This window comes from Phormidium sp. CCY1219, assembly GCF_035615515.1.
GTDB lineage: Bacteria > Cyanobacteriota > Cyanobacteriia > Cyanobacteriales > Laspinemataceae > CCY1219.
The window spans coordinates 1-7056 of record NZ_JAJENT010000670.1 but is presented as its reverse complement, the minus strand read 5'-3'; the positions used below and the strand labels follow the sequence as shown (position 1 = coordinate 7056).

At 49.2% G+C, this 7056-nt stretch carries 8 protein-coding genes; 2 read left to right on the top strand and 6 right to left on the bottom strand.

What is annotated here, in order from left to right; all coding sequences use genetic code 11:
• Positions 1 to 639: 639 nt before the first annotated feature.
• Both LKK83_RS19485 and LKK83_RS19480 read right to left on the bottom strand, forming a co-directional pair.
• Positions 640 to 1257: an alpha/beta hydrolase gene (locus LKK83_RS19485; RefSeq protein ID WP_324632961.1), complete on the bottom strand. Its 618-nt coding sequence runs from the start codon at positions 1255 to 1257 to the stop codon at positions 640 to 642.
• 129 nt (positions 1258 to 1386) lie between these two features.
• A complete protein-coding gene (locus tag LKK83_RS19480) occupies positions 1387 to 2106 on the bottom strand; it encodes an alpha/beta hydrolase (RefSeq protein ID WP_324632960.1) in 720 nt (239 codons plus the stop codon).
• A gap of 938 nt (positions 2107 to 3044) precedes the next feature.
• Here LKK83_RS19480 and LKK83_RS19475 point away from each other — a divergent pair.
• On the top strand, positions 3045 to 3440 hold the full coding sequence (locus LKK83_RS19475; RefSeq protein WP_324632959.1) for a hypothetical protein: 396 nt from the start codon (positions 3045 to 3047) through the stop codon (positions 3438 to 3440).
• On the top strand, positions 3337 to 4020 hold the full coding sequence (gene purN, locus LKK83_RS19470; protein WP_442957341.1) for a phosphoribosylglycinamide formyltransferase: 684 nt from the start codon (positions 3337 to 3339) through the stop codon (positions 4018 to 4020). Before LKK83_RS19475 ends, purN begins: the two co-directional genes overlap by 104 nt.
• A gap of 34 nt (positions 4021 to 4054) precedes the next feature.
• On the opposite strand, the gene LKK83_RS19465 is transcribed toward purN, so the two are convergent.
• The 4 genes from LKK83_RS19465 to LKK83_RS19450 all read right to left on the bottom strand — a co-directional run bounded on the left by LKK83_RS19465 (position 4055) and on the right by LKK83_RS19450 (position 6762).
• Entirely contained in the window at positions 4055 to 4660 is a 606-nt protein-coding gene (locus LKK83_RS19465) for a CPBP family intramembrane glutamic endopeptidase (protein WP_324632956.1), read from the bottom strand.
• 64 nt (positions 4661 to 4724) lie between these two features.
• A complete protein-coding gene (locus LKK83_RS19460; protein WP_324632955.1) occupies positions 4725 to 5786 on the bottom strand; it encodes a DUF3326 domain-containing protein in 1062 nt (353 codons plus the stop codon).
• Positions 5787 to 6064: 278 nt separating this feature from the next.
• Positions 6065 to 6256 carry a hypothetical protein gene (locus LKK83_RS19455; RefSeq protein WP_324632954.1) on the bottom strand — a complete coding sequence of 64 codons (192 nt, stop codon included), beginning with the start codon at positions 6254 to 6256 and terminating at the stop codon, positions 6065 to 6067.
• A gap of 182 nt (positions 6257 to 6438) precedes the next feature.
• On the bottom strand, positions 6439 to 6762 hold the full coding sequence (locus tag LKK83_RS19450; RefSeq protein ID WP_324632953.1) for a 2Fe-2S iron-sulfur cluster-binding protein: 324 nt from the start codon (positions 6760 to 6762) through the stop codon (positions 6439 to 6441).
• Between the last annotated feature and the right edge of the window lie 294 nt (positions 6763 to 7056).

Genomic DNA, 7056 nt, shown 5'->3' with positions numbered 1-7056 from the left:
GGGATGGAAAAAACTATCCCGATTTCCGCAATAGTTATTTATCCCTAGTCCAACCCCCAGGGATGGGAAAAAACTATCCCGATATCCGCAATAGTTATTTATCCCTAGTCCAACCCCCAGGGATGGGAAAAACTATCCCGATATCCGCAATAGTTATTTATCCCTAGTCCAACTCCCAGGGATGGGAAAAAACTATCCCGATTAGCGCAATAGTTATTTATCCCTAGTCCAACTCCCAGGGATGGAAAAAACTATCCCGATAAGCGCAATAGTTATTTATCCTGTAGCGCCCCATCGGTGAAAAAAACCTGTCGCGATCGCGCCATAGTTATAAGATTTTCATATGAGTAAGGTAGAGAATTTTTCATTTCGGAGGTGTAAGCGCGGTAATGACTATTCGGCTACTTACCAAATGAATTTGAGAAAGGCTATATCTTTCATTTTTGAGCCTATTACTCCCTCTTCAGCCGCGTTGCATTTCTACTTTTTCTCCGGTTTTAAAAGCAAAAAAACTGCTTCTTTTTAGATAAGAAACAGTCTGGTTATTGCAATTTTGAATTTTCCCTCGAATTTTAAACTCCCAAAAAAGGGAGTTTACAGAGTCTCTGTTTTGACGGTTTTATCCAGCAAACATTGAGCTTAACAAATTAAGTCAGCCAGAGTTTCTCTGAGGAACATAATCGATTCCATAGCGCCTTCGACCAAGAATTCGATTTCACCGTAAGCTTTGTTAATCTGTCTAGCATCCACGTAAAGTTCCTGAGCGGGATATTTTTCAATCACCTCTAACAGGGAAACGCTGCGATCGTCTGCCGCAGAAAGCACGATACTCGATCGCAATGCTTCGATTTCTTTACGACGGGAAGGCGGATAAATCACCTGACCGATTTCATAGAGGAATAATTCGCCGCCGATAAAGTTGAGCGCGCGATCCAAAAATCGCACGTTGGCTGGAATTTCGCGGGTCAAAAGGGTGCGAAAGGTATCGCGATCGACATTAGCAACACCGGTTAAAAATCTCAAAACTCGCGAGGCTTCTCCGGTTCTGGCGAAGGTGACGAGTTCGGATACCGGAATCGGTAATGTCTGCGGTCCGTAGGTTAGAACCACTTTTTTGGTCGCCACGGCTGGATTGGGATTAAATACCACCAAAGACAAGGTGGTTATAAAAACTGCCAGGGCGAGGGCGACAAATTTAACCCACTTTTGACGGATAGCGTTAACACGCTTGAGAAAGGTTTGGAAGCGCAATTTCATGGATTCACTCCTGAAGGATTAGTCATCCTTGCCTCGCGTGCGGATATGCTGATAAAGCTGATTTCAATCCTCCACTCGCGAGGCGATGCGAGAGATGAGTTTGTCTTGCCTAATTCAAGACAAATCGGTTTATCGTTGCCACCCGAAATTTGTCGAGGTCGAACTGCGGAACAGTTCCGGGGCTGGCGGGTTGTTCATATCTGAACCAAATAAACCTTCGTCGGTGCAAACCAAATCGTACAGATAGGTTTCTACCACTTGGGCGATCGCCAGTACGTCGGTGGCAATGAAGCTGATTCGATTGTACGCTTCTTCCAGCAACGGTCCGTTCACTACCAGTCGCGTTTCTGGATACTCTACAAACAGTTCAAACAGGCTTAATTCGTCATTGTCTGCCGCATCTAAAAAGGCATCGATGACTTCAGAGACGTTTTCTTCCACTGCTACTCCAAACACCGGTTCGAGTCGGGTCAATACGAATTGTCCGATGGTGCTGTTGAGCACTTTTCTCAAAAATTCCCGAGATACGGGAATTGGTTCGGACAAAATAAAACGCAATGCCTCTACATCCCGTTCGGAAATTCCCAATCGGGTGCGAAATTCCGGCGGTTCTGCTCCTGTTTCTACGAAGGTTTCTAAATCTTCTATGGAAATCGTCTCGCGTGCGGTTCCATAGTTTAGAATAATTTCCTCAACGGCGAGGGCGCTGTCGCAATTCCACGTAAAGGTGGCAAAGGTGGCTAGCAATAAAGCCAAACCCACGGATAAACACCTCTTTGCAGCACTGCGTAAACCTGTAAGTTGCTGGCGGAGATTTTCAAAAATGTTGGTCTGCGATGGAATGTTCATGCATCCACTCCTAATAGAATTTTTGGCACCAAGCGATCCTGCTTTTCTTGATATATTAATCCGGTTCGTGGATAGTTTTGACCATCCCCCCGTTACATATTTGGGAATTTCCTTGATTTTGAATTATCCAGATCTTCTGTTACGGATTCGGATTCGGATCGAGGAAGCCAAACCCGTCACTTCAGATTGGGGAAAGGAAATTGACTCCCAAATTGGTTTTGGGGTACCAGTTTAGCAGTTTTCACCTTCTTAGGGGTTGATGTTGGCTATTGCCCGACAGCAACCCAAGCGGAACTATTTTACCACTTGGAATTCATTTGTCATCATTTTTAGCGGTTAGATTAGGACGAATAAGAAATGTGACGATTAAGAAATCCGGCGGTTCCTCGGTGGGTGTGGAAAAGTTGCTCTCGCCTCAGAGTGCAGATCCTTCCGACGATATTTCTAACCCCCCGATCCTCGGTATAGGAATTGATTGGCGGGGAATGTTATGGTTAATCAAAGATAATAAAGACCCCCGTTTTACATAAAAGTAACTTTCATGGGAACTGGGTAAGGGTGGGATGGCGCTTGGAAAAATAAAGGCGCGATCGCCAATTTTCACACTGGAGATTCCTCGGTTTGAATTTATTCCCCGGCTTGGCGTTGCTATCCCTCGCCACCCGGTCCCCCCGCCCGGTAAAACTCTGGTTAAGGGGGCAATGGGATGGGTTTGAGCGCCTTGATTGGGGATTGAGGGAGATTGGAATCCCGAGAGGAGGAAAGCGATTGCCTTCCTCTGGTGGCGCGAGTCCACCAGTCTGCGGTTCCCCAGTTGCCAATTCACAGAAAGACTAACCTATTGAGGTCGCTTTCGCAATCCTCCACGGCGGATGAGCGCGATCGCCCCTTCGAACCGTGGGTTTTTTCTATTCCAAGCGTTTGCACCGCTATGCTTTGTGGGAAACGGCTTTCCGGTTTTTACCCCCAAACCCCGATCGCCAAATCCAGGCGCGATCGCAGGGGCGGATCGCCTGCAAGTCACCCCCCATCGGCGCAAAATAACCGGGATGAGGAGGATGGGAAAACCTGGACCGGTGCAAGCACTATCGAGCAAACCGCTGCGGAGAAAATATCCCCTTTGGGGTTTCGATTGCCCCGATCGCCAGCCCTTAGCCGAATCTGGCTCATCGGGGTCGCTCTTCGGGGACGATCGAAAACCAGCCAAACCGCTCTATCATTTCCTGCATGATGTCTACGTCAGCGACTTGCAAATCTATGTCGAGTTTTGTTATTTCTCCAGTGTTGCCGCCCAATTTTATGGCCGAGAATCCACCGCGCGATCGCCCACTTAAATTAGGTATTCTCGCCTCGGGCAGCGGCACGAATTTTGAAGCCATTGCTGAGGCAATCTCCACGCAACAATTGAATGCTCAAATCCAAGTCTTAATTTACAACAATCCCCGTGCCACAGTCTTAGAACGCGCCGAACGCCGAAATATTCCCGCCGTTTTGCTCAATCATCGTCACTTCAAAAAACGCGAAGACTTCGACCGCAAAATTGTCGAAACTTTACGCGATTTGGATGTAGAATTAGTGGTCATGGCCGGATGGATGCGAATTCTGACTCGGGTTCTGTTTGAGGGGTTTCCCAATCGCATTCTCAACATTCATCCCAGTTTATTACCCAGTTTCAAAGGCGCTCATGCAGTGGAAGATGCCCTGGAAGCTAAGGTAAAAATTACGGGATGTACGGTTCATTTTGCCACCTTAGAAGTGGATAGCGGGCCGATTTTAATCCAGGCTGCCGTGCCGATTTTGCCGGGAGATACGGCGCAAACCCTGCACGATCGCATTCAAGAACGAGAATATGAAATCTACCCGCAGGCGATCGCAATGGCGGCACGAACTCTCGCCGGATTTCCCCTGCCATAACCCTCGAAAACAGCTTGAGTCTCGCCGATTTATCTTAATCCAGCGATTCGCTTTCTTGGCTCATTTTGCCCATTTTCCACAGCACGCTGGAGAGCAAATTGGTGACGATGTGAGCGGCGATCGGCACGAGCAAATTTCCCGTGATTAAGGCGCTGCTTCCTAATAACAGCCCCACGATGGTCGCCCATACCATGTACGGCCATTGTTGGGGTCCGCTCAGGTGCAGGAACCCAAAACAAGCGCTCGATACCACCAATCCCGCCGGATTCATCCCGATCGCCGGCAGCATCACGCCGCGAAATAACAATTCTTCGCTCATTCCGGGCAACAGTCCAAGCCATATTAAATCCGGCCACAGTAAGGGTTCTAACACTAATTCCAGGTAAAAATTGGCGCAGCGACGATAGGCTGGCCACCAGCGATAGACAATGGAACTGGCGGCGCTAATCCCAAATCCAAGACCCACACCCCAGGCGATCGCCAACCAATCCCACTCCCATGCCAATCTCGAAACGCTGCCCAAGTAAAGCCACAGCTTTGCTACCCCCAGCAAAATGATGGCTGTTACCCCCATTGCAATGAGAATCTGAGGCCGCGTGAGGGGTTCCATTTCTGGCTCGTTCGGAAGCTGTTCTGACACCGGTACTCTCGAAGAAAATTTTTATCGCCCACTGACCGCAGATGAGGCTTGTCACCTCCCTCGCTCAGTTAAGGCACTGAAGCGGATCGAGTTGGGGACAAAGCGCCGCCGAGGAAATTCCGCCCCGATGCGCCACTAACACACCCAGTGCCTCTAAATATGAGTTTACCTCTACGGCTGCAATTCCCAATTTTTTTGGCGGAACTCGCATCTGGGTGTGATTGTCCCTCACCGCGATAATCTGGGTGCGGGTCTGACTCAAACTTAGCACAGCACTGCCCCCGGCTGCATTGCCAGGAATGACTGCCGCATCGATGTCCTCGGCCCACAAATCCGAAGCGCGAGAGTTACTATTTTTTGGGGTGATAAACTGCGGCGCGCGACTCAATCCGGCTAACACGCAAGGTAAAAAGGTGTAGCCAATTTCTTCGGCGGCGGCACGGGGGGAAATCTCTGGCTCTAAGGGCAGGGGCAATAAGGCAGGGGCATGGGCGCAGGGAACCTGAAATTGCCGCACTACTAAATGGCTGATTACTGCTTCGGCACCGGCAAGGGGGTCTACTCCGCTTCCGTGACGATAGTTTTGCAAGGCTTCGCTCCCTTCGTCATCGGGAAATCTCGCAACCACTGCGATCGCTTCGGCTTTGGCTTGCTCAATTAATTTCTCTGCGGCCCTGAGCAAACTATCTGGGTTGCCAATGCTTCCCCAACTCGCTCCCGCCTCGGAGAGTCGCAATTCCACGTTTAAGGGCGCATCGGTAATGGCATAGTCGGTTAAGTTTAACCCTAATGTGGCTCTCGTGGCATCCGCTGCTTGCAAGTGCCGCACTCTTAACTCGGGTTCGATGCCGCGATCGAAAATTAACCCGATGCGATTTTGCCATACCGATCGCAACCCCCAGCAGGAAGCCGCAAATTTGTCCAGTGCGTACCCTTCTACATACCATGCATTGGCGATCGGCCAATACAGTTGGGCACCGTTGAGCACGTTGGGATGGGTAATCAGGCGATCGGCTACTTGCGCGATCGCTCTGGCTACGGGCAACGCATCCCCCGCATATCCCCCCATCGCTGCCCCTACACCTGTCGGTACAATTAACACCACCGTGTAAGGACGTTGAGTCATCTTTCTTTCCCCAATACTACCCTCTGGCTTCGCTCTAGTCTTTTAAACATCTTTTAATTTGCATATTTTATTGGCTTTTAAACCAATCGTTGTGTCAAACTCTCCCTGGCGCAAGACTCCTGTTCAGGGTTAAAAACTGGGTATTTTCTCAAACATACATAATGACGGTTTCGCCACAAAGATTAAGATAAAAACCCGGCCTTTTTCCCCCTCTAGTCTACTAATTGACCATCGATTTGCTATCTCGATTGATTATGCACATTAAATGAACAAGCCAGTTAGCGATCGCCTTCCTTCGCTTCCACCGTCACCACCGCCTCAACTTTGGCTTTTTGTTTGGCGGTATCTACATCAGTCACGGCCCAGCGCAGGGGTTCCCCTCGCTTTTGCAATTCTCCCTCAATCTCTTGTTGCAACTCCACCGGCGAGGCTTTTAGGTCGATTTCCGCACTGATAAAATGAGTCGTCATCCCTCTTCTCCTAATAATGATTCCCTATTCGGCAATTTCTTTCGCAATTAACCGCCATTCCATCGGCGGGGTAAAGTTAAGGGGTGACTCCTGTGTACGCCTTTCCCACCCCAAGGGTTGAGTGGCATACACAGAAGTGAACATTTCTCCCCATCCTTGGCATTTTATAGAAGCAAAACTCCTTAACCTTGACCGAATTGACGCTCGTAAACTTCATCTTCTTTTTCGGTCTCGATTTTGAGATTCGATCGCGCATAGGCAACACACAGCAGCACGTATCCTTCCTCTAGCAGATCCGGTCCGAGACCCATCGCATCGCTTTGATCCACACTGCCTTCGCCGATAATCTTCGCCGCACAGGTGGTACAAACCCCGGAATTGCAAGAACTCGGCAGATCCATTATCCCCGCCCCATAAGCGGCACGCAAAATTTGTTTGTCTTCGGGCACTTCTATGGTGTGGGTGGTGCCTTGATGATTGATTTCAACTGTGTAAGTTTTTGCCATTGTTTAACTCGTTCCCTGGAAACTGCACGCTCCGCGATCGCGGCTACTCTATTCTGGTAACGCTTATTTTATCGTGTTGTCGCCTCCAAATTCGCGATCGCTCCTGAAAATTTCCCGCCCCCAAAAATCAGCCGCGTTTGAATCTCCCCTCCCGCCCCCAGGTGGCGGCCCGGTCACAATTTCAGATGAGGTTAAAACATGATATAATGATGAAACTAAATTCAATCATCGGGGCAGGGCACTTAAGCAATATTTGCATTGCATTTAAGTCCTGGTTGCCGCCACGGGTTCAGT